General features: G+C 42.4%; 22 protein-coding genes. 17 read left to right on the top strand and 5 right to left on the bottom strand.

Features of this window, described 5'->3' with window-relative positions; all coding sequences use genetic code 11:
• Positions 1-26 precede the first annotated feature (26 nt).
• Entirely contained in the window at positions 27-1,979 is a 1,953-nt protein-coding gene (locus tag A6K76_RS10020; protein ID WP_066464658.1) for a transglutaminase domain-containing protein, read from the top strand.
• 112 nt (positions 1,980-2,091) lie between these two features.
• Positions 2,092-2,334: a hypothetical protein gene (locus tag A6K76_RS10015; protein ID WP_066464656.1), complete on the top strand. Its 243-nt coding sequence runs from the start codon at positions 2,092-2,094 to the stop codon at positions 2,332-2,334.
• A gap of 106 nt (positions 2,335-2,440) precedes the next feature.
• Here A6K76_RS10015 and A6K76_RS10010 read toward each other — a convergent pair whose 3' ends face one another.
• Positions 2,441-2,905 (bottom strand): GNAT family N-acetyltransferase, encoded by a 465-nt coding sequence (locus A6K76_RS10010; protein ID WP_066464655.1) that lies wholly within the window; start codon positions 2,903-2,905, stop codon positions 2,441-2,443.
• A gap of 263 nt (positions 2,906-3,168) precedes the next feature.
• Here A6K76_RS10010 and A6K76_RS10005 point away from each other — a divergent pair, with 263 nt between their 5' ends.
• The 7 genes from A6K76_RS10005 to A6K76_RS09975 all read left to right on the top strand — a co-directional run bounded on the left by A6K76_RS10005 (position 3,169) and on the right by A6K76_RS09975 (position 6,993).
• Positions 3,169-3,408 carry a hypothetical protein gene (locus A6K76_RS10005; protein WP_066464654.1) on the top strand — a complete coding sequence of 80 codons (240 nt, stop codon included), beginning with the start codon at positions 3,169-3,171 and terminating at the stop codon, positions 3,406-3,408.
• Positions 3,405-3,803, top strand: a complete 399-nt coding sequence (locus A6K76_RS10000; protein ID WP_139108684.1) for a hypothetical protein — start codon at positions 3,405-3,407, stop codon at positions 3,801-3,803. The genes A6K76_RS10005 and A6K76_RS10000 overlap by 4 nt, the downstream gene beginning before the upstream one ends.
• Before the next feature lie 26 nt (positions 3,804-3,829).
• Positions 3,830-4,978, top strand: a complete 1,149-nt coding sequence (locus tag A6K76_RS09995) for a tetratricopeptide repeat protein (protein ID WP_066464652.1) — start codon at positions 3,830-3,832, stop codon at positions 4,976-4,978.
• The gene (locus tag A6K76_RS09990) at positions 4,978-5,268 is read left to right on the top strand and encodes a hypothetical protein (RefSeq protein ID WP_066464648.1); all 291 of its coding nucleotides are present in this window, start codon (positions 4,978-4,980) and stop codon (positions 5,266-5,268) included. The genes A6K76_RS09995 and A6K76_RS09990 overlap by 1 nt, the downstream gene beginning before the upstream one ends.
• A gap of 220 nt (positions 5,269-5,488) precedes the next feature.
• On the top strand, positions 5,489-6,196 hold the full coding sequence (locus A6K76_RS09985) for an AzlC family ABC transporter permease (protein WP_066464646.1): 708 nt from the start codon (positions 5,489-5,491) through the stop codon (positions 6,194-6,196).
• Positions 6,193-6,513: an AzlD domain-containing protein gene (locus A6K76_RS09980; protein WP_066464644.1), complete on the top strand. Its 321-nt coding sequence runs from the start codon at positions 6,193-6,195 to the stop codon at positions 6,511-6,513. Before A6K76_RS09985 ends, A6K76_RS09980 begins: the two co-directional genes overlap by 4 nt.
• A gap of 18 nt (positions 6,514-6,531) precedes the next feature.
• On the top strand, positions 6,532-6,993 hold the full coding sequence (locus tag A6K76_RS09975; RefSeq protein ID WP_066464642.1) for a universal stress protein: 462 nt from the start codon (positions 6,532-6,534) through the stop codon (positions 6,991-6,993).
• A 201-nt stretch (positions 6,994-7,194) separates the two neighbouring features.
• Here A6K76_RS09975 and A6K76_RS09970 read toward each other — a convergent pair whose 3' ends face one another.
• From A6K76_RS09970 to proC, 3 genes are all read right to left on the bottom strand, one after another.
• Entirely contained in the window at positions 7,195-8,427 is a 1,233-nt protein-coding gene (locus tag A6K76_RS09970; protein ID WP_066464641.1) for an ABC transporter permease, read from the bottom strand.
• Positions 8,420-9,316: an ABC transporter ATP-binding protein gene (locus tag A6K76_RS09965; RefSeq protein WP_425393879.1), complete on the bottom strand. Its 897-nt coding sequence runs from the start codon at positions 9,314-9,316 to the stop codon at positions 8,420-8,422. Before A6K76_RS09965 ends, A6K76_RS09970 begins: the two co-directional genes overlap by 8 nt.
• Before the next feature lie 139 nt (positions 9,317-9,455).
• Positions 9,456-10,265 carry a pyrroline-5-carboxylate reductase gene (proC, locus tag A6K76_RS09960; RefSeq protein ID WP_066464638.1) on the bottom strand — a complete coding sequence of 270 codons (810 nt, stop codon included), beginning with the start codon at positions 10,263-10,265 and terminating at the stop codon, positions 9,456-9,458.
• Positions 10,266-10,389: 124 nt separating this feature from the next.
• On the opposite strand from proC, the gene A6K76_RS09955 reads away from it, so the two are divergent.
• The 5 genes from A6K76_RS09955 (at position 10,390) to argH (ending at position 15,771) form a co-directional block, all read left to right on the top strand.
• Positions 10,390-11,334, top strand: a complete 945-nt coding sequence (locus A6K76_RS09955; RefSeq protein WP_066464636.1) for an MBL fold metallo-hydrolase — start codon at positions 10,390-10,392, stop codon at positions 11,332-11,334.
• A 3-nt stretch (positions 11,335-11,337) separates the two neighbouring features.
• Complete coding sequence (locus A6K76_RS09950; protein ID WP_066464634.1) at positions 11,338-12,078, top strand: SDR family NAD(P)-dependent oxidoreductase; 741 nt, start codon at positions 11,338-11,340, stop codon at positions 12,076-12,078.
• Between the two features lie 68 nt (positions 12,079-12,146).
• A complete protein-coding gene (locus A6K76_RS09945; protein ID WP_066464630.1) occupies positions 12,147-12,833 on the top strand; it encodes a hypothetical protein in 687 nt (228 codons plus the stop codon).
• A gap of 304 nt (positions 12,834-13,137) precedes the next feature.
• Complete coding sequence (locus A6K76_RS09940) at positions 13,138-14,337, top strand: argininosuccinate synthase (RefSeq protein WP_066464625.1); 1,200 nt, start codon at positions 13,138-13,140, stop codon at positions 14,335-14,337.
• Between the two features lie 60 nt (positions 14,338-14,397).
• Positions 14,398-15,771 (top strand): argininosuccinate lyase, encoded by a 1,374-nt coding sequence (gene argH, locus A6K76_RS09935; protein ID WP_066464623.1) that lies wholly within the window; start codon positions 14,398-14,400, stop codon positions 15,769-15,771.
• Between the two features lie 331 nt (positions 15,772-16,102).
• Here the strand turns inward: argH and A6K76_RS09930 are convergent, their stop codons facing one another.
• Positions 16,103-17,803, bottom strand: a complete 1,701-nt coding sequence (locus tag A6K76_RS09930; RefSeq protein WP_066464622.1) for a methyl-accepting chemotaxis protein — start codon at positions 17,801-17,803, stop codon at positions 16,103-16,105.
• A gap of 574 nt (positions 17,804-18,377) precedes the next feature.
• Here A6K76_RS09930 and A6K76_RS09925 point away from each other — a divergent pair.
• The 3 genes from A6K76_RS09925 (at position 18,378) to A6K76_RS09915 (ending at position 21,932) form a co-directional block, all read left to right on the top strand.
• Entirely contained in the window at positions 18,378-18,989 is a 612-nt protein-coding gene (locus tag A6K76_RS09925; RefSeq protein ID WP_066464621.1) for a hypothetical protein, read from the top strand.
• Between the two features lie 162 nt (positions 18,990-19,151).
• Positions 19,152-20,756, top strand: coding sequence for a YceG family protein (locus tag A6K76_RS09920; RefSeq protein WP_066464620.1), 1,605 nt, complete (start codon positions 19,152-19,154; stop codon positions 20,754-20,756).
• 12 nt (positions 20,757-20,768) lie between these two features.
• A complete protein-coding gene (locus A6K76_RS09915) occupies positions 20,769-21,932 on the top strand; it encodes a toxic anion resistance protein (RefSeq protein WP_066464618.1) in 1,164 nt (387 codons plus the stop codon).
• The last annotated feature ends 42 nt before the right edge of the window (positions 21,933-21,974 follow it).

The following is a 21,974-nucleotide window of genomic DNA, read 5'->3' as shown; positions in this document are numbered from 1 at the left end:
CTTAAAAAAAGAAACGAGGAACATATATGAAACGACATCGATTATGGATTGCAGCTCCTGTTCTAGCATTCTCGTTGCTAGCTTTACCTGCTATTAACGCAGAGGCTGCTAGTGACGTCGCGTATCAGTCAGAAGCGTTGTTTGCAGAAATGATAGAAGGCGATCGTGCTGTATTAAACAGTACTATTATTACGGAAAAAGAAGCGATTGCAAAAATTGCGGCAGACTTAGCAGCAAACAAGCCGTCAACAACATTTACAGTTGTGCTAAAAACAGGGGAAAATAGCGGTGAAAAAATTCAAAGCTATATTGACCAAGCGAAAGCTGTAAATGAATATGTATACGGTGTTGGTGCGGGTTATGGTTATTTAGGTAGCACGATGACAACGGGTAACGAAACACAAGTAACTGTGCATTTATATTATAACTATCATTTACTGAATTCAGAGTTTAAATCATTTAATTTTCAAAAAGATGCGGACATCGCAAAGCATGCAGCAGCTGTAGCAATCGTACAACAACGTGAGCAAGAAATTACCGACTACGTTAAAAACGTATCGGCTGAACTTTTTAAAAAAGATATGACCGAATTTGAAAAAGTAAAAGCAGCGTATGATTATATTATTTTGAATACGAAATATGGCAAGACGAACACGCAAGGATTCGGTAAAGGGCATTCACCGTACTCAATCGTAAAAGAGGGCGTTGGTGTATGCCAAGCGTATGCGTTATTATTCCAACGTTTAATGGATGAAGCCGGGATTGAATCGAAATACATCATCGGTGAACGCGTTGCAGGTAAAACAGCGGATGGAAAAATCGTCAAAGAAGGGCATGCATGGAACGTTGTTACAATTGACGACAAAACGTATCATATCGATGCAACACATGGTGACCCGATCGGCAGCCATTTATCAGAAGACTTCATTTCATACCAAACGTTTTTATTATCAGAGCAAAAAATTTTACAGCACGGTCATATCATTACAGAAAAAAGACCGTATGTGAAGCCAGTTTCAGAGCGTTTTAGCACATGGCAGGAAGTGTCGGAGCCTTTAGTATTTAACGGATCGATTTATTACACCGTGTTAGAAGGCACATACATTAAAGATAATCAACAATACGGCGTTTATGCATTTAAACAAGGGACGGTGAATGAAAAGACAGGTGAACTAACGAGCAAAAAGTTAACGTTTGGTGAAGGAAAAGAAGTTCGTAACGTCATCGCCGAGCATGCGACGATTTTCAACAATCAAATTTTCTTCTCTAATTATAATGACGGCGCTCGCTTATGGACGCTAAACGCAGATGGCACGTATGATTTAATGAAAGATTTATACAATAACGGAAAAAATAATTTACCACAAGTTGGTGCTATTAAAGTGGTAAATGATGAACTACTAGCGTACGATTATTCAAGTCCAAATACGATCGTATATCGAGAAAAGAAAAAAGAGCCTGAATTACCACCAATTACAGGTCCGGTTACTGCAGAGCAAATTGCTGAAGCATTTACCGCGGATTCACCGACTGTTAAAGCGATTGAGTCAGCGAAATCTCAAGAGGCGTTTGAGGAGTTATTAAAGCAACTTGCAAGCTTTGTCGGTGCTGAGTCAGACAACCCAGAGCTAGCGAAGTTTAAGAAAAAGGTAGAAGGCTACAATGAGGTGAAGAAAAAAGTAGCGGAGACGAAAGTGTGGGCAAATGAAATTCCACCAGTGAAAGACGTCAGAAAATCGTGGACAATTCAGTTTAGTGAGCCAATCGCATTTTCTGATATGAAGCCGATTACTGTAACGGACATTTTCGGAAAATCGGTAACAGCGAATGTGTCGTTAAATAACGACGCGGTTATTGTTGAACCGTTGGAGGATTATGAAAAAGGGGCAACATACTATTTAATCATTCCGGCAGGCTTTAAATCAGCAAACGGTGATGTAACGACAGAGGCGATTTCTGTCGCATTTACGCCACAATAATACTATACATCCTTAATTCATATATGGTACAATAGAGACCTTGTGCTATCAATTCGGGTTCACAGAAACACTTCTGTGAACTCTTTATATGAATTAAAGGAGGGTAAGGTGCATGCGTTATTTTGTTGTGCAAATCGAACAACAATACGTTGCAAATCGCTATGCATCCTCTCAGTTGACGCATGATGTGGAAGAGGCATTTGCTTACACATCATACGACGAAGCAATAGCGGCTGCAAACGAATTACGAGGAATCGTTGTCGAGCAATACGTGTCATACGAGGAGCTAGATGACATCGATTTCGAACAAATGGAGCTTTTAGACGAAAGCTTTCAAGTAGACTATTTAGCGTAAGTTGCGCGATAGTCTTTTTTTGTAGAAAAAAAGCAAGAAGGTACGCGTCCTCCTTGCGAAAATAACAAATGATAAAATTTCGTTTCCAGTTTGTCGTCATATGTTGTTATAATTGCTTGTAGACACGCTCGGCAAACGGAATAAAGTCGTGCTTGCGGTAAAAATATTTCGCGCCAAAGTTTGTCAGCCAGTAGCTTAGCTCAATGCGTAGGAAATTGCGCTTTTTTGCTTCTTCTGTAATGTGATTAAGCAGCATATTGCCATTACCATTGCCGCGGTAGTCGTCCTCAATGCTAATTTGATGGATAAACATCGTTTTTTGTGCGAACATAAAAGGGGTTTCTGCACGCTCCATCCATTCTACCCATGCATAGCCAATTGGTGTATGCTCATCATGGTATAATAGGAAAAAGCTATGTGTAGGCTGTTTAACAAGCGCTTGGAAATGCTGCTCCATTGCGTGTAGTTCAAATGGCTTGAAAATAGTTGGATGGAGTTCGACATGCGCATCATGAAATAATTTGTGCATAGAAGCGATGCGCGAAGCATCTGTTGTTGTTGTAATATACATAATGTCCTCCTGTTTTACTTTTTCTTTATAAGCAAGTAAGCTGCATACATATGATACACTAGTAGATGAAAAAGCTTATTTCCACTAGTGTACCGAAAAAGTGAAGAAAAGGTATAGCAAAAAGCGAAGTAAATGTTATTTTTTAGCCTATTTCAATGAAAATGGTGAAAAACAGGGCGAACTATTGCAACGACACTATAAATATCGGTAAAATGATACAAACGGGAAAGGGCAAATTACTGCCATTCGGAGGGATTTATATTATGGATGAACATTTAATGTATCGTAATCAGTTAATTAAGCAAATTAGTACATTGCAATCAGTTGACGTATCGCTATTAAAACGAGAGTTAGAAGCAGCGCAGCACGACTTAGTGTACAAGCTGCACACGTTAGCTGATGAGGTGAAAGAGACACTTGTACGCAACCCAGCAGTAGATGAGCAGCGACTTACTCAGCTATTAGAGCAGTTCGAGCGATACGTGGTGAGCGTGAGCCAGTGATGCGTGACGCGACGCATGATGAGGTGATTTTACGAGGCATCGATAGCTTAGATCGTTTACGCGAAAATGCGGACCCACAATCAATTGTATATGCGCAAGTGACGACGGAAATTAATGAGTATTTAGATGAATTAGATCGTGTACAAATTAATGAAATTGCATTGCCTGGAGATCCGTATGAATCGACGTATATGATTGCAAGAGAAGAGATTTCAGTCGATAAAGTAGAAGAAGGCTTTGAAATCGGACAAGTACATCGTGTATTAGAGCGAGGGTTTGTCGATATGGAGACAGGAGCGATTTTACGTAAAGCGGCAATTGAAATCGTCGTAGCACCTGCTAACCGTGTCGAGCAGCAAGACGAACCGTTAGCTGATGATGACGCCGAACAATAATAACGAAGAATTGTGGTGTGAATACAATGACAGATGAAAAATTATATACACGCGCACGACTTCTCGTAAAGCGTGAGGCGTATGATGAAGCAATTATCGTATATGAAGTGCTGCTAAAAGAAGTATTACATAACGATACTGTTTTACGAGAGCTTGGGCTCGTATATGCAGCGAATGGGCAGCCGTACGAAGCGCTTCAAAAGTGGGTGCAAATGGTTCATATGGATGATGCGATGATCGATTTAATCGAGGAAACGTATCGTAAACTGCCTGAGTACAACATATTATTTGCGCAATATAATGAAGCCATTTATGCATTAAAGGAAAAGCAATTTCAGCAAGCGCAGCTACTGTTGCATCAAGTATGTACGCAAAGCTTGCCACTTCCACCATTTGTATATGAAGCATTTATTTTAGCGATGCAATATGATGGTTACGATGACAAAGTACTAGCGTTCGTCAATAAATGGCCGCGCCGCATTCAAAAGCATCCACGCATTCAAGCATCACTGGAGCTAAAAGAAGCGGTGAAAGAGCAGCACGAGTATATGACGGTGCAAGACGAAATACCAGAAGAGAAAAACTGGCGTATGTATGCCGCAATTGTTGCGGTAAGTGTAACAGCTTTATTACTCATTATTTGGTCGCAATTAACGCCGGATGACGTAGTAGAGGAAACTGCGCCACCAGTGGAGCAACCTGCTGTAGAGCAACCGCTTGAAAATGAGGAGCAGCCGATTGAAGACGCAGATGTAGTCGTAGAAAATGAGCCTGTTTTATCATTAACGGAAGATCAAATCCGCATTATTTATGAGCAAGGCTTAGCTGCTTATGAGGATGGAAAATATAACGAGGCACGCGACGTATTTGAGCATGGAACGACGGTAGACCAAAACTCATATATGGCAGATGACATGGCATTCTTTTTAGCAAAAACGTATGAAGAACTAGATGATCAAACGCGAGCGACGGAGCTGTATGAATTTATTGTGAACAATGAAGCTGACGCATTCCGAAAATCGTCATATCGTGATGATAGTTTGTTACAGTTAATCAATGCATTCCGTACAGTTGATGTTGAGTATGCAAAGAAGCTTGCTGAACAGATCGTTACTGAATATCCAGAAGAGTGGACAGCGACAATTGCGAAGCAGCATTTAGAGAAGCTTCAGTAATGTTCATCATTGCTAGTACGCGACCGCTGCCACTTCATTACGAGCAAGCTACTCGTTGGATATTTAAGCGAGGCGTTTATGCCGCACGTGAAGTATTTTATCCATTTTTCGTTGATGTTGAGCGAGGTAATGATGTGACGCCGTTGTTTCATTACATTGATCGCTTCATACAGCAATATACGAAATATGAATTAGCTGTACACGTACAAGATTGGCACGTCGTCTTTTTATTACAGCAGCGCTTTCAACATGCTACATTTTCAAAAGGTGTCGTAATTATTAAACGTTAATTGAAAGTAGCCACGCATTATGCGATTGGCTACTTTTTTTGTTTTTTTGGTTCATCACCGTAAGCTGGGGGTGACGTATAAAAGTTGCTTGAGCAGCGCCCGCGGAAAGCCTGCCTCGACGTGAAAAGCAACCCCAAGTTATGGGGAAGAGCTGTTTTTTTGAAAGAATATTGAGAAAATAAGGAAAGTTCGTTACAATAGCGACAAAGGATGTGAGATGATGGAGCAGACGGTACAAACGAGTGATACGTTTATGCAAGGTGTGCGCGATTGTATTCCGACGCTACTTGGATATATTAGCATTGGCCTTGCCTTTGGTGTTGTCGGTATGGCATCGCATTTGACGGTCTTTGAAGTATTTTTACTTTCAGCGCTTGTTTATGCAGGATCGGCACAATTTATTTTTTGTGGGCTGTACGTAGCTGGTGCACCAATGTCGGTCATCATCATTACAGTATTTGTCGTCAATTTACGCCACTTGCTTATGTCGCTAACCGTTGCGCCATATTTAACACACTATTCGCCGTTACGTAGCGTAGGTTTTGGTACGCTATTGACGGATGAAACGTTTGGCGTAGCAGTGACGAAGCTTGCGAAGGAAAAAAGGCTTGGTGGCAACTGGATGGACGGATTGAATGTAACGGCGTACGTTGTATGGGTTGCATCGTGTACAGCAGGGGCAGTCGTTGGTGCATACATCCCTAGCGCGGAGCAATTCGGCTTAGATTTTGCGCTTGTCGCGATGTTTGCAGCGTTACTCGTACTGAACTTACAAGCAACGAAGAAAGAAAAGCTGATGCATTACGTCACGCTTTGTGGCATCGTTGCTCTTTTACTGTACGGCTTGTTATACATACTGCCAAGTCATTTAGCAGTTCTTGCGAGTACACTTATTGGTGCGACGATTGGAGTGATGCGTGACACATGACGACGATGACGATGCTTCTATTAATTGTTGGGTGTATGGTTGTAACATGGTTACCGCGCATGCTACCGTTTTTAGTTGTGCGGACGGTGACATTACCACCAATCGTATTACGCTGGTTGCAGTACATACCTGTATGTATATTGAGTGCACTCGTATTTGAAACGATTTTTCAAGTAGAAGAACGATTTGTAACGATTAACTGGCTGCATGCAGTCGCGCTCGTGCCGACATTTGTCGTAGCAATTTGGACGAAAAGCTTGTCGCTTACGGTCGTTGTCGGTGTCGTAACGATGGCGTGCTTGCGAATCATAATTTAATTAAAGGGGTGTTGGGACATGACGGTATTTACATATGAAAATATTTATGTAGCAGTTGATGGATCAAAAGAGGCGGAATTTGCGTTTGAGAAGGCAGTAGGTATTACAAAGCGTAACGCAGGTTCACATTTATGTTTAATTCATATTGTTGATCAGCGGGCAACGATTTCAATGGATTATGGGGACGGAGCGAACATGGAGCGCGCAGTAGAATATGCAGAGGATATGCTTGCGACGTATAAGGAACGTGCAGCAAGTTACGGTGTGGAAAACGTACAAGTAATTGTTGAGCAAGGTTCGCCAAAGCAGGCACTTGTGAAAAAATTTGCGACGTTATCGGAAACGGATTTAGTCATTTGCGGTGCGACGGGTTTAAATCGTATTGAGCGCTTTTTAATCGGCTCGGTATCAGACAATATCATTCGCTCATCCGGCTGTGACGTACTCGTTGTGCGCACACCTGAGCGTTTCCTTACATAAACAAGTCGATAAAATGAAACGAGAGATGCTCCAAAAGTATGGGCATCTCTTTTTCGTTACATTCAGTATAGCATAAAATTTTTTGAAAATTCGATGAAAATGTGTGGCGATTCATTGAAGTCAATTAATATACAATTGAAGTTTTGGAGAAAGCGGCATAAACGCGTAAATGCGTGAGATGGCGCTTATTTTACGTCACAATTAACTTGTCACTTTTAAAATCGTTTTTATTTTTTGCAGTAAGCCACCTGTTGAATATGTTAAGACGGCGCGCTTGTAAAATGATAAGCTCATCGCATATAACACGATAATCGATGTCATTAAAATGCCGAGCGAAATCCACGCTTCGATTATGGACATATCGGTGCCGGCTAAACGAAGGGGTAGCACCATACCGGATATGAGTGGAATGAAGCTTGAAATTGTAATAAGTAGCGTATCTGGGTTGAACGTACCTGACAGCATAATGTAAAAGCCAGCGAGCGTCACCATCATAATTGGTGACATCACTTGGTTTGCTTCCTCTACTTTTGCCACGAGGGAGCCAAATAATGCGCCGATAATAACGTATAGCAGTACAGTGCCGATTAAAAAAGCGAGCGTGAAGAACATGTACGTGCTGCTTACGTCCGCGAAAATGGTTTGCATGACGTCCATCGCTTGCCCGTCTCCAGTGAAGTTGAAAACGGTGAAGCCGTAAAGCCCGATAACCGCACCTTGTGTTAAAGCAAGGGCGAAAATAGCGGCGATTTTTGCGTTAAAATGGGTCGTCGGTTTGATCGACACGAGCAGCATTTCGAGTGCGCGTGAACCTTTTTCTGATGCTACCTCTGTAATGATCATCGTTAAGTACGTCATAATGAAGGCGAAAATGATGACGCCGACAACGTATGAAATCCACACACCAGCAGATTTTGCACCCTCTGATTTATTATTATTAACATCTTCATTTAAAACGGTTGTCTTTGTCATTGGCACGGCGTTTAAAATATTGTTTGCGTCCTCAGCCGTTAAATTAAGCTGCTGCACCGCGTAAATTTTATTTGCATAGTCAAGCGTGCTTAAAATGGCTGTTTCGTCGTTTAACGGCAGCGGGTCGAAGCTATATAAATTTGCTGAGAGCACGCCGTTTTCATCGGTAATGTGAAGGGTGATGTCATCTTTTCCAATATTCTTTGTGACGTCATCAATGTTCGTATCGACGAATGTATATATAAAATCGTCGCTCGAGATGAGTAGTTCTTGCAAATCGCTGCCTGTTTCATTTACGACCGTAACAATTTGTGCCTCGTCGTTAAACAATGCCGCGCTAATTTGTGGCCAAAATGCTGCACCTGTTAAGACGAGTAAATAAAGAAGTGTACCGAATAAAAATGATTTCGACGTCACCTTTTGCTTATATGACGTTTTCATTAAAATGAGAAACTTAGACATCGTGTGCACCTACTTTCAATTTGAAAATGTCATCGAGCGATAAATAATCTAAGCTAAACTTTTCAATAAATTGCCCGCCGCTTAGCACATCAAAAATCGCCTTTGCATGCTGCTCATCTTGTAGCGATAGTATAAACTCATCACGCACTTGCTCGACGTGGTGCACACCAGGGAGTAATGCAAGTTCTGAGGCAGTCGTATTTGTGCGTACGCGCAGCTTCACTTTGCCGTATTGCTTTTTTAAATCGAGCAAGCTGCCAGCAAACAACGACTTGCCGCGCTTTAAAATACATAAATGATCGCATAGCTCCTCGACGTTTTCCATTTGGTGGCTTGAAAATAAAATCGTCGTGCCGCGCTCCTTTAATAGTAAAATCGCATGCTTTAATAAATCTTTGTTTACTGGATCGAGTCCACTAAACGGCTCATCTAAAATTAAAAACTTCGGGCGGTGAAGAAAGCTTGCGATGAGCTGTACTTTTTGCTGATTCCCTTTTGATAGCGTCTCCGCTTTATCTTTTCGTTTTTCCTCTAGCTCAAAGCGCTCAATCCAAAAGTTTACTTGCTCCTTTGCGTCACGTTTTGTCATGCCGCGCAGCTCTCCTAAATAAAGCAGCTGCTCCTCGACTTTCATCGTCGGGAAAATGCCGCGCTCCTCTGGTAAATAGCCGAGCCAGTCACGATTGATGGACTTAATTGGCTTACCATCCCACGTAATCGTTCCTTCCGTCGTATTTTGTAAATCTAAAATCATACGAAATGTTGTCGTTTTGCCCGCGCCGTTTTGTCCGATTAAGCCGAAAATTTCACCGCGTGCCATGTCGAACGATAAATGATCGACGGCTATGAAATCTTTGTAGCGTTTGACGACGTTTTCAAGCTTTAGCATCAAAACTCCCCTTTGTAGTCGATTGCAGCAAATATACTGCTTTTTACTATATACGTGTCATGTGAAAGGAAGGTCTCAAATTTATTAACGATTCGTAAAAAAACGCTAAAAGGTTTCCCTTTGTAGCGTTTTGTGTTGTTTATGCTTTTGTAGTTTTTGCGAGTTCCTCTGATCGAGCAGCTGCGCGATAAACGCACGCTTCAATGGCCGCTTTGACGTGATGTGCCTCAAGAACGCCAATACCTGCTTCCGTCGTGCCACCTGGTGATGTTACTTGCTTGCGTAATACAGCTGGTTCTTCGCCAAGCGTTTCAAGCATCGCTGCTGAGCCTGCTACGGTTTGAGTCATTAACGTGCGCACCGTTTCTTTATCGAGGCCAAGCTGTTCTCCGGCATGAAAGAACGCTTCCATCATATAATAAATGTATGCAGGGCCACTGCCAGATAAAGCAGTTACAGCGTGTAGCTGCTCCTCTGTTACTTCCACAACTTTGCCGACTGCTGCTACAAGCGTTAAGCAATAACTTTTTTGTTCGTCCGTCATCGCGTCGTTAAAGGCAATGCCGCTTGCGCTCATGCCAAGAGATGCGGATGTATTTGGCATGACGCGTGCAATCGAGCGCTTGCCGATAAAGCGTTCAATTGTCGCTACCGGAATGCCTGCAAGCACCGATACGACGATTGTATGTGGGGCAACGTGTTGTTGAATTGCTTGTAAGCTTGTTTCAGCATCTTTTGGCTTCATCGCAAGTACGATTAAATCCATTTGAGCGAACTGTGCGTTGTCGCTAAAAATATTCACACCGTATTTCGCTTGTAGCTCGCTTAAACGTTCTTTATTTGAGCGGTTCGTTACGTAAATGTTTTGTGGTAATACAACGTCTTGTTGTACCCAACCACGCAGCAGCGCCTCGGCCATTGAGCCAGCGCCAATAAATAATATATTCATGAAAAACTCCTCCTCGTTATCGTCATACTAACAATACAACGAAACGCTCGTCAATGACGTACGCAAAAAAAACGTGTACACTTATCGTAATGAATCAACATTCAGTGCGAAGGGGTGTAGGACGATGGAAATCAAACAAGTAGCGATACCGACCATTTACCGAAACGTCGTCAACGTATTTATAACAAAAGGGGATACGTTAACGGTCGTTGATGCGGGCTTTAAAAGTGAGGAAGGGAAAGCGCAAATGGAAGCGGCACTGCGCGAATGGGGGTATACGTTAGCAGACGTTGAGCAAGTGCTTTTGACGCATCATCATCCGGATCATTGTGGGCTCGTCGATTTGTTTGAACGAGCAGACGTCATCGGTCATGCGTATTGCAATCATTTTTTGCAGCCGACTGAAGCGTTTATTTCCTATTATGAGGCGTATCATATTCAGCTACTACAGCAGCACGGCATTTTTGGAGCAGAGCAAATGCTGCGTGATTTTTTGGCGTCAGACATGCCGCATTTTGGTGCGAAGCCGGTGACGACGCCGCTACAGCACTTACAGGACGTGCCGGGCATGCTAGGCTTTGTTGCGCATTATACGCCTGGACATAGTCAAAGCCATTTCGTTTATGTAAATGAAGAAAGCGGTGTCAGCTTCGGCGGGGATTTAATTTTAGATACGATTACGCCAAACCCGTTTATTGAGCCACCGCTTGACTTGTCGTTTCGCCGAGATTCATCGCTGTTGCGCTACCATGAATCGCTCGCGCATGTGAATACGTTACACATTGACACGCTTTATACTGGGCATGGGCAGCCGATACAAGATGTAGCTGCGCGCATAAAAGGTATTCGCAAGCAACAGCATGAACGCGCAATGAAGCTGCTGCATTTTTTTAAAGCACATGAAACGTATAGCGCACCACAGCTTGCGAAACTGCTGTTTGGTCCGGTGTTTGAAAAGCAGCCGGCATTGACGTTATCTGAAACGATTGGACAGCTTGATTATTTAGTGCATCAGCAACATATTAAGCAGCACAACGAACAACAAATTTATTACACATTAATAGGGTGAGTTATGAAAAAAACAATTTTTATTACAGGTGCAACGAGTGGCGTTGGCTTACTCGTTGCAAAACAATGTATTGCAAATGGGCATACAGTGTACGCAACAGGACGAAATGCTAGCACATTAGCGACATTGAAAAAGCTTGGCGCGATTGCGATGGAGGCAGATTTGCGTGAGCCGACTGCGATTGCTCATGTTGCACAATCATTGCCGCGACTAGACGTCGTTATTTTTTCAGCAGGTGTCGGCACATTTCAAACGGCTGCAACGATGTCACATGACGACATAGATGCGATGCTAGACGTGAACGTGCGTGCGCCGATGCATTTCGTTCGCGCACTCGTTCCTAATATGTCACACGGCAGCCAGCTCATTTTCGTCGGCTCACAAGCAGGAAAAGTGCCAACGCCAAAAGCGAGCGTGTATGCGGCGACGAAATTTGCAATCGTCGGTTACGTGAACGGTTTGCGCATGGAGCTACAAAAGGAAGGGATCATTGTAAGTGCGATTCATCCCGGACCAATTGATACGCCATTTATCGACCACGCCGACAAAAGCGGACGCTATAAGCAATCGCTCGGACGTTTCCTATTGTCACCGGAAGTCGTTGCCGATGAAGTGGTGAAGCTGATGCGTACGAAAAAGCGTGAAGTGAACTTGCCGCGCGTCATGGGGTTGTCGAGCAAGCTGTATGCGATTGCGCCGGCGCTATTTGAAAAAGTAGCGAAGCCTTTTTTTGAAAAAAAATAAATTTTTGTTGTTTTTTCGTTTTTGTCGTGGAAAATGGAAGAGGGACGTATTGATGAAGGAGTGACGATATGGATGCCATTTTGTACGGTATAATCGCCGTCATATATATTGGGTTAATCATTTGGTTGCTACAGCGAGCGGAACCACGCTTCGTTTGGAGTAACGTGCTATACGTCATATTAATTGCACTCGCTTATGAAAGTGCCGTTATGTTTATTGGCAATTGGATTGGTGAAGGCGAAACGTTATATTATATGAATTACATGCGCTTTGTACTGCAAGCACTTGTGACACCACTGCTCGTCATTTTCGCGGTTGCAATTTTGCGCGAGGCGAACGTAGAGTGGGCGCAGCGAAATTATGTATTTTTATTAGCAGTATTGTATACGCTCGTGCTGATGAGCATTGAGATGATTTTATCTGTTCGCGAGCTAGAGCTATACGTCGTAAATGATTACGGTGTGCTGCGTTATGAAGATCCGAGCATTCAAATTCCGGTCATGCTATTATTCGTCACGGTCGCGTTACTTATTTGTAGCATTAGCATGTGGTTGAAATACAAGTGGCTTTCGTTTTTCGCGGGCGTTGTCGGCATAACGATTATAAACATCGTGCCGCTGCCAGCAATAAGCGATGTGTGGCTAAATGTAGTAGAGCTATTATTTATCGTTACGCTCTTTATGACGAAGCGCTTTGCACGTAGATTACGATATGGATTTCCAAATAAAGATCGCGCGCGACAGCAGGAAAATTAAATGATTGAGCAAAGGAGCTGTGTGAAACGTCAACATCGACAATAAGCACAGCTTTTTCGTTTAAATGCATAAAAGGCGACAAGTGCATCTTTATATGAAGCATGCATATTGTAGAAAAATAAAGCGCAAACGAGTAGGAGCTGTATCGCTGTTTTTACGTGTCATTTTTATGAAGAAAAAATTTGTTTTTTTATAAAAATACACTTGAACTTATTTTTATTACATGCTATTATTCGTGTATAAAGTTTTAAGAAAACGTATAAACATACATGAAATCACATATAAAGTTGGAGGCAATATTATTATGGCAAACAAAAAAGTAGTACTTGCATATTCAGGCGGTCTTGATACTTCAGTAGCAATTCCGTGGTTAAAAGAACAAGGATGGGACGTTATCGCAGTATGCTTAGACGTTGGTGAAGGAAAAGATTTAGAGTTCATCAAAAACAAAGCACTTCAAGTTGGCGCAATCGAGTCTCACATGATCGATGCAAAAGACGAGTTCGCAGAAGATTTCGTATTAGTTTCATTACAAGGTCACACTTGGTATGAGCAAAAGTATCCATTAGTATCAGCATTATCTCGTCCGTTAATTTCTAAAAAATTAGTTGAAATTGCAAACGAAACGAACGCTGACGCTGTAGCACACGGTTGCACAGGTAAAGGGAACGACCAAGTTCGCTTTGAAATCGCAATTAAAGCATTAAACCCAGATTTAGAAGTGTTAGCACCAGTACGTGAGTGGGGCTGGAGCCGCGACGAAGAAATCGAATACGCTGCTAAGCACGGTGTTCCGATTCCTGCAACACTTGACTCACCATTCTCAATCGACCAAAACTTATGGGGCCGTGCGAACGAAGCGGGCGTAATGGAAGATCCATGGGTAGCACCACCAGAAGAAGCTTACGGTTTAACAGTATCTATTGAAAACGCACCAGACGAAGCTGAAATCGTAGAAATCGAATTCGTAGCAGGTAAGCCAGTTTCTTTAAACGGTAAAGAAATGAAGCTAGCTGATTTAATCCAAGAATTAAACACAGTAGCAGGCGCACACGGTATTGGACGTATCGACCACGTAGAAAACCGTTTAGTTGGTATTAAATCTCGTGAAGTATACGAAATTCCAGGCGCGAAAGTATTATTAACAGCACATAAAGAATTAGAAGATATTACGCTTGTAAAAGAGCTTGCACACTTCAAGCCAATGATCGAGCACAAATTATCTGAAATCATCTATAACGGTTTATGGTTCAACCCAATCCGTACAGCATTACAAGCGTTCTTAAAAGAAACGCAACAATACGTTAACGGTACAGTACGTGTGAAACTTTATAAAGGGCACGTAATCGTTGAAGGACGTAAATCACCAAACTCTTTATATTCTGAAGAGCTTGCAACATACTCTAAACATGACCAATTCAACCACGCTTCAGCAGTAGGATTCATCGAATTATTCGGTATGCCAACAGTTGTAGCAGCAGAAGTAGCAAAAAACAACAAATAATGATTTGGAGTGAGCGATTCGCATGCGAGTCGCTCTTCCTTTTAAATAGGAGTGTACACAATGGCAAAATTATGGGGTGGCCGTTTCCAAAAGTCAGCGGAAAGCTGGGTAGACGAGTTTGGCGCATCAATCGGCTTTGACCAGCAGTTAGTAATGGAAGATATCGAAGGTTCAATCGCACACGTAACGATGTTAGGCGCACAAGGCATTTTACCTACTGAAGATGTAGAAAAAATTCTTAGTGGCTTACGCGAGCTTAATACGAAGGCAGAGGCTGGAGAGCTTGAGTTTACAGTAGCAAACGAGGACATTCACTTAAACCTTGAAAAAATGCTCATCGATTTAATCGGACCAGTAGGCGGCAAGCTGCATACAGGACGTAGCCGTAACGACCAAGTGGCAACAGACATGCACCTTTTCTTAAAAAAACGCGTCGCAGAAGTAATCGACTTAATTGAAAACTTCCAAGCGACAATTTTAGAAAAAGCAGAGCAAAATGTTGAAACAATTGCACCAGGCTATACGCATTTACAACGTGCGCAACCGATTTCGTTTGCACATCATTTAATGGCGTATTTCTGGATGCTAGAGCGCGATAAGCAGCGTTTCAGCGAGTCGGTAAAGCGCATTGACATTTTACCACTTGGTGCAGGGGCGATGGCGGGGACGACTTTCCCAATCGATCGTTTAAAATCTGCGGAGCTACTCGGCTTCTCGCAAGTGTACCAAAACTCAATGGACGCAGTAAGTGACCGTGATTTCATCGTTGAATTTTTATCGAATTCTTCATTAATGATGGCTCATTTATCACGCTTTGCAGAAGAAATTATTTTATGGTCAACAGATGAGTTTAAATTCATCGAGCTTGACGATGCGTTCTCAACGGGATCATCCATTATGCCACAAAAGAAAAACCCAGATATGGCTGAGCTTATTCGAGGGAAATCAGGTCGCGTATACGGCAACTTAATGGGCTTATTAACCGTATTAAAAGGCACGCCACTTACGTATAACAAAGATATGCAAGAGGACAAAGAAGGCATGTTTGACACAGTGCAAACAGTTCTTGGTTCACTGAAAATCTTTGAAGGCATGGTACGCACGATGACGATTAACACGGCACGCTTAGAGCAAGCTGTACAATCGGACTTCTCAAACGCAACAGAGCTAGCGGACTACTTAGCAACTAAAGGGATGCCGTTCCGTGAAGCACATGAAGTAACAGGTAAGCTTGTATTCACATGCATTCAAAAAGGCATTTACTTACTTGACTTACCACTTGAGGAAATGAAGAAGGAAAGCGAGCTTATTGAAGCAGACATTTATGATGTGTTAGCACCAGAGGCAGCCGTTCGTCGTCGTAATTCATTAGGTGGTACAGGCTTTGAGCAAGTGAAAATTCAGCTACAAACAGCGAAAGCGTTACTTTCATAAAAGGAAAGCTAAACGTTGCGCCGAGCGATGAATAATTCTTCAATTAATGATGTCCTGTGAGACACAATTGAAACTTAGCATGCTAGTAAACAGAGGGAGAACGCACGCTATTACATAACCGACATGCTTCAGAGGTGAGCATGTCGGTTTTTTTGTGCGCGCAAATTAATTACGCTAGCGTTCAACATTGAAAGAAAATGATGATCGTGCGTGATGAGTAATAGCGTGTGACAAGCGAGTTGCGATGCGCGTACATGATCGAATAAGGCACGTCGTATTACGTTATACATGAAAAAGCTAGAGTGAGGCAACATACCACACTCTAGCTTTTTCATATTGTAAAACGCTGTACGTTCGTTAACAGCGTCTTTGAAATGTCCTCAAACTGTTGTACAGACGTTGCAAGCTGCTCTGAGATAGCAAGCTGTTCTTGTGCAACAGCGGTCGTTTGCTGCGACGTATTTTGAACGTGCAGTGAAATATCCTTTGACTGCTCAATAGATGATTGTAAATTGCCTTGTAGCGAGCGCATATGACCGATTGCTTGTACAACTTGTGATGTGCTTGCGGTTAAGTCTTCAATTGAATGGTGCAGTTCGTGGAAAATTTGCTGTGCATTCGTTGATGTGTCAAGTCCTGTTAGCACGTTCCGATGACTATGTGACACCGTTTGCGCAAGTGCGGCTGTACCGTTATGAATGAGGCTCACAACTTCACGGACGCGGTCAACTGATTCGTGCGACTGCTCTGCAAGTGTGCGCACTTCATCGGCAACGACCGCAAAGCCTTTTCCTGCTTCGCCTGCACGGGCCGCTTCGATTGACGCATTTAATGCAAGTAAGTTTGTTTGATCCGAAATGGCTGTAATGAGTGACAGCATACTATCGGCATTTTGTGAGTACGTTTGTAAATCTTTTGCAATTTGTGTGACGTTATGTGAAGATTGCTCGATTTCTTCCATACTGCGCAGCACGTTGTTAATAACATGCTCACCTTGTTTGGAAAGTGACAACGTATGCCCATTCGTTTCTTGCATCGTATTACTTTGTTGCTCAATTGTTGCAATTTCTTCTGTTACGAGCATCATTTGTTTGTGTGCCTGTTCGAAGTAATGGAGCTGTGTATCAGCATATTCCGCGTTTGTTTGCGCAATTTCAGCGACGTTGCTGGAGCTTTTACGTGATTGTACTGTCGAGTCTGTCATCATATTGCTTGCATTTGCGATATGTTGCGTCGATTGCTGAACGTCCTCAAATAATGATTTGACGTTTGTGACCATCGTATTTGTTGAGTGAACGAGCTGTCCGATTTCGTCTTTCGATGTAGATGTAAGTGGTGCTAGTGCGAAATTGCCGTGTGCTAATTCATTCATGCGCGCAGCAATCGTGTTAATCGGTTTAGCAATTGTGCGACCGAGACGATAGCTGACGAGGACGCCGATTGCGATAAATATAATGACTGCTACTAAGCACGTTGCGATGATCGAAGCTGTAGCTTTTTGTGCGGCTTCACGGTCTTGTTTCATTACATTTTTCGCAATGCCTAAAATTGCTTCTGCTTGCTCGTGAAAGGCATCATGCTTTTGTTGGAACTGCTCAGCAGCTAAAAATTGCACCACTTGCTCATTTGTTACTTTTTGTGATAACGCTTTTTCCAGCACATCGATGTACGTTTCGTAATGCGTAACGAGTAAATCAATTTGCTCCTGTGACTTCGCGTTTGGTGACGTCGCTGAAAAGGCCGCTAACGTTTCAGTAAATTGTTGCTTATGTGTTTCATAAGATGTCGAATCGAATGATTGCGTTAAAATCGCCTGCTGCACAGCAATCTCCATATTTGAGACGACATATTGTAAATGCTGTACGTTTCCGATGACGGCATCTCGTCGATCGAGTAAGTCATTGTACGAATCATCAACTCGATTTATTTGCGAAATAGATAGTAAACAAAAAATAGCGAATGTAATAATGAGCCCACCAGTAGCGAACATGAGCTTTAATGAAATAGACAAATTTCGTTGACGCTTTTTCAAAATAGAACACCTCGATTTATAAATTCTTACAAACTACATATGAATGTAACATAAAAAAATAATTACGTGAATTTTCCTTTAATTCAGTATAAAGAAATAATGATTGTAAAATAATATTTTTTTGTTTATTTGTTAGGTCGTATAACTTATATATATGACTTTACTTAGAAAAAATAGATAAAAATGATGAAAATTTGCTGTTATTCCGAGTCGATAATGATAAATTTATTTTATTTTCAATGAGAATATTCTCAATTAATAAATTAGCACGGCGATGCATACACATTTGTTAATACGCCACTTTTATACAGTTACATCGCTTGTTTTCAGCGGCAAAACGTAAATTAATGCGACGAGGAAGCTTGAAGAAGGCAATTAACGTCGCTACACGAGCTATTACTGTGTATCATAAACAGCGCGTTCACAAAAAATTGATGTGCGACGAGTTGCAAAGGTGTCAGTTCACCGGCTTATGTGTAATATTTCAAATGGAAAAGCCTTTTGACGTTTTCGGCCATATGCTATACTTAAGTGCGTATAGTAAGAACGTGTTGTAATTAGGAGGGCATTTTTTATGCGTAAGCGTTGGTTAAGTGTAGCAGCACTTGCAGCTGTAATGTTAAGTGCGTGCAGCGAAGAAGAAGTAGAGCAAGAGGAAATTGAAATTTTACCTGCTGATGAATATATTGCGGAGTTTAAGCAGTCCGAGGGCTATGAAACGTACATCGGGGAAAATACAGTGCATTTCATTCAGCCAGTCGACTTTACGAAGGATGAAATTCCAGAGCTCGTGACAGGCTATAATACAGAAATAGAAGGACAGGCATATACGTACGTTTCTGTATTCAGCCGTGCTGAAACAGAGGAAGAAGTGCGCTGGAATTTATCGACTGAAATGTATTCAGATGAACCGAACTATACGTACAATAACTACGGTACGTTTGCGCAAGAGGAGTACGCAAGCTTATGGGTTGGCGGATATACACAAGGTGTAGGTGACAATGCGAAGCAAGTTTTACAAGTGTATGACTTAATGGGCGGCAAGCTTGCACCGCTAGAATCAATTGAAGGTGTAGCGACAGAGCCGGTATCATTTGATCAAAAAAAGCAAACGCTAACGTATAAAGGCGGCGTAACATATGAAGTAACATATGTAGACGGTGAACTAATCGTAAAGCAAAAATAACGTAAACCGCATCGTGCAAGCATCACGCTTACGATGCGGTTTTTTAGAGGGGAAATTATTTTGATTATTTGCGAAACAATAGGATAATAGAGGAAAGGAAACTTTTTTATCGTTCATTACGTAAAATAAAGGACAGAATGCTTAAAGGAGGGACATACAACTGTGAAATTTCACCCTCATAATTCACAAGACGTTCATTATTGGGACTCGACGATTTTAAAGCGATTATCAGAGCGTACAGGTTACGTTGATGAGCCGCTTACATATGAGCGTGTAGCTGTACAAGTGCTCGGTAGCTACCGAGATCACGATGAATACCGCGACGAATTATATACAATCGGTCAAGAGCCTATGTACAAATGGCAAATGCTTTTTACTGGCATGCCAAAGGAAATTGCGCCACAAACACGTACAGAAGTACAAAAAATATTACAAATTCACCGCGAAACACCGCTGTCGGCAAATCGCATGATGGCATTTTTCCACGGTGCGAATTTATTCCCGCTAAAAAATACACCGTATGACGAGCAGTACCGTGAAGCGTTTAAGCAATGGCTTGCAATGCTAGAGGAACGCTACCCGAAGCTACAAGCACCGAACTTACATCGCTTCTTTATGGATTTGGTGAAGTGGTCGGCGCATTACTTCCCAAAATGGATTGCAGAAGGGTTGTTTGACGATCAAGTGCCGCGCATTTTATGGCACGGTGAGGCGCGTGAAACGGAAGTGTATTGGCTGTATTTCCTCTACTTATATGGCTGTGATATCGTCGTACTTCATCCGAGCGGCGACGATATTTTTAAACCGTATACGTTGTCGCTTCCGCAGCACCATTTAGACGAGCACGTGCCGTATTTTGATTTTCCACTTGAGAAGCCACAGCGCATTCGCACCGTCGCACAAAAAGCGTCAGAGGAATTGCAAGAAACCATTTACGGCGGACATTCGTTACATTATCCGTGGAAGTACCGCGAATATGAACCGCAAAACCGCATTTTGCAAACGACGTACGACGAGCTGTTTTTATTAGTACAAGAGTATACGCATATGCGCCAAGGTTTCGAAGCGGACGCACAGCACGTCTACATTCCAACGCTATTTGCGAAAATAGTCGGCATATCGCGCAATAAAGAAGAATATGCGACGCGGCTGCAACGGCTTATGGAAGATGAATGGACGTATACGGTAAACGCATTCCCAATTGTGCAAAAGCAGCGCGCGAATATGCAGTTTCATTACCGAGATGCGAGCACAAACGGTCGCTTAGACGTTGAGAAAATGATTCAGCTATCGGTATGGCCGTATAAAAAGCTGGCGATTCCGTTGCAAAAAGGGTTAGCGCACGCCATCGTTCGTCTCATTGAGGAAGCACCTGTTGAGCGACTACTAAATGAGACGCAGCAGCAATATGAGCATTATGTGTTCGGGCAGGCGCTAGCCATTCCAATGCAGGCGATTCAGCTATTTCAGCGTTTTGATTATGCATATCGTAGCCCGACGATCGTCGCCTTTTACGAGGAGGCAGGTGGTGTGCTGACGCGAGAGGATGCAATTTTACTAAAGCTGTTAAACATGCTTGGATTTGATATTTTATTATTCAATCCGACTGGTCAGCGCGATTTAGAGGCTTATATTGAACCGACGTATTACGATACACATTGGTTAGAGGAAATGACGTTTACGGAAACGCTTGCGAGCATAAAAGCGTATCGCAAGCAAGTGGACGGTTCAAAAATTCGAACAATTTTTAAACGATTTTTAAATTAGGGGGAATCTATTATGTCAAATGAAAATCCATTTTTAAGTGAAGACGTATTCGCAAAGCCAGCACCGACACCGGAGCCTGCGCATGTACCAGCAAAGGCGACGATTTTAACGCCGACGATCGAGGAAAAATCACAGCTATTAAAGCAACGTGAAATGTTACGCACACAGCCAGAAGTTCAGCAGCTTGCAACGAAAATCGACGTGAAAAACCAAATTGCGGTGCTTGAATTCGGTAAAGAAACAGCTGCTGGCATTTCGCAGTTTTCAGACCGCATGCTTGCAACGATGCGCACATCAAAGCTTGAGCAATCATCGGCGTTATTAAACAATTTAAACATCATTATGGACCGTTTTGACCCACAAGACTTCAAAGAGGAAGAAAAGAAAAAAGGGCTCATTAAGCGCATTTTTAATAAAGGGAAAGAAAAGTTAGAAACGGTGCTTTCGAAATACGATACGATGAACAAAGAAATTGATGTCGTATACCAGGAAGTAAAAAAATACGAAGTCGAGATGAAAAAAGGTACATTAGAGCTTGAAGAAATGTACAACCAAAACTTAGCGTACTTCCAGGAACTGTCAAAATACATCGCAGCAATTGATGTGAAGCTTGATGAAATTGATCGTCAGCTACCAGTGTTAGAGTCGCGTACACATGACGGCAATCAACTAGCCATTATGGAATATGAAACGGTTCGTCGCGCGCGTGAGCTATTAGAGCAACGTCGCTACGATTTAGAAATGGCGCAGCAAGTGGCGTTCCAATCAGCACCACAAATTCGTCTTCTTCAACAAGGGAACAACCATTTAATTAGTAAAATTAATTCGGCATTCGTCGTGACGATTCCGATTTTCAAGCAAGGGCTCATTCAAGCAGTACAAATGAAGCGTCAAAAGCTCATTGCAGAATCGATGAGCGAGCTAGATCGTCGCACGAACGAAATGCTTGTGCGTAATGCCGAAAACATTAGTCAAAACTCCGTGCGTATCGCCGAAATGGCAGGCAGCTCGTCAATCAAAATTGAAACGATTGAAAATACGTGGCAAACGATTATGAGCGGCATTCAAGAAACGCAGCGCATTCAGCAAGAAACGGCACAAAACCGCGATGCTGGTCGCAAGCGAATTGAGCAATTACAATTAGAATATGAAAAGCTGAAAAAAGGCGGCATGTAACGATTTCTCGCCTATATACAGCAGAGCTATCCGACGCGACGT

It is taken from the genome of Caryophanon latum (assembly GCF_001700325.1).
GTDB classification, from domain to species: domain Bacteria; phylum Bacillota; class Bacilli; order Bacillales_A; family Planococcaceae; genus Caryophanon; species Caryophanon latum.
This window is presented reverse-complemented; position numbering and strand designations above follow the sequence as displayed.

Excerpts from the sequence above, each read along its gene's own strand:
- A6K76_RS09985 (WP_066464646.1), top strand. The coding sequence starts at position 5,489 with ATGGAGCAGACGGTACAAACGAGTGATACGTTTATGCAAGGTGTGCGC.
- A6K76_RS09965 (WP_425393879.1), bottom strand. The coding sequence starts at position 9,316 with ATGCTAAAGCTTGAAAACGTCGTCAAACGCTACAAAGATTTCATAGCC.
- A6K76_RS09990 (WP_066464648.1), top strand. The coding sequence starts at position 4,978 with ATGTTCATCATTGCTAGTACGCGACCGCTGCCACTTCATTACGAGCAA.
- A6K76_RS09945 (WP_066464630.1), top strand. The coding sequence starts at position 12,147 with ATGGATGCCATTTTGTACGGTATAATCGCCGTCATATATATTGGGTTA.
- proC (WP_066464638.1), bottom strand. The coding sequence starts at position 10,265 with ATGAATATATTATTTATTGGCGCTGGCTCAATGGCCGAGGCGCTGCTG.
- A6K76_RS10015 (WP_066464656.1), top strand. The coding sequence starts at position 2,092 with ATGCGTTATTTTGTTGTGCAAATCGAACAACAATACGTTGCAAATCGC.
- A6K76_RS09955 (WP_066464636.1), top strand. The coding sequence starts at position 10,390 with ATGGAAATCAAACAAGTAGCGATACCGACCATTTACCGAAACGTCGTC.
- A6K76_RS09940 (WP_066464625.1), top strand. The coding sequence starts at position 13,138 with ATGGCAAACAAAAAAGTAGTACTTGCATATTCAGGCGGTCTTGATACT.
- A6K76_RS10005 (WP_066464654.1), top strand. The coding sequence starts at position 3,169 with ATGGATGAACATTTAATGTATCGTAATCAGTTAATTAAGCAAATTAGT.
- A6K76_RS10010 (WP_066464655.1), bottom strand. The coding sequence starts at position 2,905 with ATGTATATTACAACAACAACAGATGCTTCGCGCATCGCTTCTATGCAC.
- A6K76_RS09925 (WP_066464621.1), top strand. The coding sequence starts at position 18,378 with ATGCGTAAGCGTTGGTTAAGTGTAGCAGCACTTGCAGCTGTAATGTTA.
- A6K76_RS09950 (WP_066464634.1), top strand. The coding sequence starts at position 11,338 with ATGAAAAAAACAATTTTTATTACAGGTGCAACGAGTGGCGTTGGCTTA.
- A6K76_RS10020 (WP_066464658.1), top strand. The coding sequence starts at position 27 with ATGAAACGACATCGATTATGGATTGCAGCTCCTGTTCTAGCATTCTCG.
- A6K76_RS09970 (WP_066464641.1), bottom strand. The coding sequence starts at position 8,427 with ATGTCTAAGTTTCTCATTTTAATGAAAACGTCATATAAGCAAAAGGTG.
- argH (WP_066464623.1), top strand. The coding sequence starts at position 14,398 with ATGGCAAAATTATGGGGTGGCCGTTTCCAAAAGTCAGCGGAAAGCTGG.
- A6K76_RS09995 (WP_066464652.1), top strand. The coding sequence starts at position 3,830 with ATGACAGATGAAAAATTATATACACGCGCACGACTTCTCGTAAAGCGT.
- A6K76_RS09980 (WP_066464644.1), top strand. The coding sequence starts at position 6,193 with ATGACGACGATGACGATGCTTCTATTAATTGTTGGGTGTATGGTTGTA.
- A6K76_RS09975 (WP_066464642.1), top strand. The coding sequence starts at position 6,532 with ATGACGGTATTTACATATGAAAATATTTATGTAGCAGTTGATGGATCA.
- A6K76_RS09915 (WP_066464618.1), top strand. The coding sequence starts at position 20,769 with ATGTCAAATGAAAATCCATTTTTAAGTGAAGACGTATTCGCAAAGCCA.